Raw genomic sequence first — 2,553 nt, 5'->3', positions numbered from 1 at the left:
AGTTTGTGAACTATAACATGGTTGCCAAAATTCCATTTCACGGTGAACCAACACAGGACTCGAACCCAGAACCGATTGATTAAGAGTTGTCAGAGATGATGTTTTTGTGTTATTTTGTGTCTATTGTCTCTATGGATTTGTAGGAATACGGTTGAAAATCTTTATTGAGTCTATTATTTCTACTAAAGCTTTTTCTGTTTGCAGTATAAATGCAGTAGTTATTGAGCCCTTAATTAGCAGATTAGGATTTTATTGTTTTCTCATAAGAGAACAATAATTCAGGGTTGACTCTATTTTTTGTCGGGAATTCAATGGTTCCCATCCTTGATGTCAAATTTCCCGACCGACTCCCTTTGTATAGAAACTTAGTGATGATTATAACAAAGATATGGAACTAAATAATCTACGCCAGGGGCAGAAGGCCAGGGTGACGGTGCTGCCGGCGGTGGCACCTTTCTTGATGTCGTTTTTTTTCCCAGCCAAAAGTGCGCAAAGATAAGAGCGGAGCTCCAGTGGAGCTCCGCTCTTATGTTCCAAATCTACCACTTGCATAACTCTCTGCAGATTTGTGTCGCGTGCTACTTCTTGTGCACCTTGATGTTGCCGCCGCCGAGTACCGTGCCGTTGTAGGCATCATCGGACTCGCCCATCTTGTTGTCGTAGACCAGACTGTCCGCAGCATCCTTGTCCCAGATCTTGATGCGGAATGTATCCGGGCTGCTGTCGGTAGCGGTCAGCATGAAACCATAGTTGCCGCTGCCATTGATCGTACCCACGCCTTTATATTTGGCCTTGTCCTGTCCGGCAATCACCAGCCAGTCGTAGCTCGAAGAGTGGAAGTTCAGATCTGCAGTCCTGAATTGGAACTCGGTGTTGCCATCAGGCAGATTTGCGCCCTTCTTGTACTTGGAGACGAAGCCGAAGGTGGCTTTGCCAGTCAGGTTTGGATCGGGGATAAAAGCCCCTGCATATTAATTTGAGCGCGCGATATTGGCCAAATATTTGGTGGTAGCAGCAATAATCAGCTTCACTTTTTCGGGCGGCACGCCTGACATTTCTACGATTTTCTGAACAAGCTCGGCGCTGCGTTCTTTATCCCCCATCACCGCCAATAAATATTGCGTCCATATTTCGGGGTCAATTTCTATATCTAAATTGTCTTCCATATCTGTTCTCCCTGATACTGTTGATACCATACAGGTTTAATATTCATCTTGCATTAGGATAACATGGCCAGATGGTTGCGAAAGCCCCGCATGCTTTTTGCGGGATATACCCCTGCGGGGCACCCCGTATTCGCTGCGCTCATCGGGGCGAGACGGCAGGCTTGCTGGTAGGCGGGACGTAGACAATGCCCATTAAACGGTGAATTTTCGAGACCGTATCAGCTCAAATTTGTGTACGAATCCCACCGGCCGAGTGCAGGCGTTGTTAGGCGGGCATTTTCATCTCTTTGACTTCATAACCTTTCGAGTGATAACAAATCCAATGATAGCTACGGGGATGAATACTGGGATAAATATTATCAAGAACACTCCAATGAATGTAATGCCCAAAACGATCAGGATTGCCTTTAGTAATACATCCTCACTCTGACCATCTTCCCGAATGCATTCGAGATGTGGTTCACTTTCACCAGGTTGATGATAGCTACGCTTAACCGCGTAATATTTTATATTGGCTCCATCTGGGCAAACGAGGTCCTCTACCAAGCCAAAGGTCGGTTCCGGCGCAACGCCCATCGCGACTCCACCTATTGCTCCGAACAGGGTTAGTGCGGCAAAACCCGCAAATGCGCCTATGAGGATCAACACACCGATTTGAACCAGAAGGTGAATTGAAAGATTCTTTCCCATCATTTAGCTTCCTTTTTTAATAAGGGCGTTGCCCGCCAAAGGTTTGCGTGCGCCCCGGATGCTCTTTGCGGAGTATACCCCTTCGGGGCACCCCGTATTCGCTGCGCTCATCGGGGCGAGACGGCAGGCTTGCTGGTGGGCGGGATGTGGCTCAAACCCTGGAGATACAATCATCCAGATGATTGAGACAATGAAGCTTAGAACTGCAATTACTCGAAGGGCGAGTTTCATTTGGCTACTAAGCGGTGAATACCTCGTTCGTGGTGAGAAGGACAACAATAACACCAGAAAGTTGAATTCTATACTTGGGTGCCTTCATAAGTTGAAAGGTTTTTTGTTCGGTCAAGAAAAATAGCTTTACATCGGCTTCAGCTCCAGTAAGCTTGCGAAAGTCCTTTTTGAATGTCGCTTTTTGTTGTGCACCAAGATCGTTTGGCAAGTAAGGGCTGGTAGTTTTGATCTCGGCGACCAGGCGTTTTCCATCTGGCAGCCTTACATCAATGTCAAGGCCAGGTGCACCCTGGGGCTTATCTGCTGCATTGTAATTTTGCAGGCCGAATTTTTCTTCCAGGTATTGTTTGGCCAGCATAGTAGCGAGGAAGCTGACATCGTTATTAAAATTCCCTTGAATAGTCTTCAACTCAACTAAAAAAGAATACCAGTTGGCTATGTCTTCTAAATCTGGGAAATCATTGCT

Annotated in this window: 5 protein-coding genes; 1 reads left to right on the top strand and 4 read right to left on the bottom strand. The window is 46.5% G+C overall.

Annotation, left to right across the window (positions count from 1 at the left end):
* Window positions 1-575 precede the first annotated feature (575 nt).
* On the top strand, window positions 576-980 hold the full coding sequence (locus AC3DOM_RS17390; RefSeq protein ID WP_487920303.1) for a hypothetical protein: 405 nt from the start codon (window positions 576-578) through the stop codon (window positions 978-980).
* Here the strand turns inward: AC3DOM_RS17390 and AC3DOM_RS17385 are convergent.
* The 4 genes from AC3DOM_RS17385 to AC3DOM_RS17370 form a co-directional block, all read right to left on the bottom strand.
* On the bottom strand, window positions 972-1,166 hold the full coding sequence (locus AC3DOM_RS17385; protein WP_487920302.1) for a hypothetical protein: 195 nt from the start codon (window positions 1,164-1,166) through the stop codon (window positions 972-974). The two genes, AC3DOM_RS17390 and AC3DOM_RS17385, sit on opposite strands and share 9 nt — an antisense overlap.
* 279 nt (window positions 1,167-1,445) lie before the next feature.
* Entirely contained in the window at window positions 1,446-1,859 is a 414-nt protein-coding gene (locus AC3DOM_RS17380) for a hypothetical protein (protein WP_487920301.1), read from the bottom strand.
* Window positions 1,860-2,087, bottom strand: coding sequence for a hypothetical protein (locus AC3DOM_RS17375; RefSeq protein WP_487920300.1), 228 nt, complete (start codon window positions 2,085-2,087; stop codon window positions 1,860-1,862).
* A 7-nt stretch (window positions 2,088-2,094) separates the two neighbouring features.
* On the bottom strand, window positions 2,095-2,553 hold a 459-nt coding region (locus AC3DOM_RS17370), incomplete at its 5' end, for a hypothetical protein (RefSeq protein WP_487920299.1).

The organism is Candidatus Desulfolinea nitratireducens (assembly GCF_982879505.1).
This window is presented reverse-complemented; position numbering and strand designations above follow the sequence as displayed.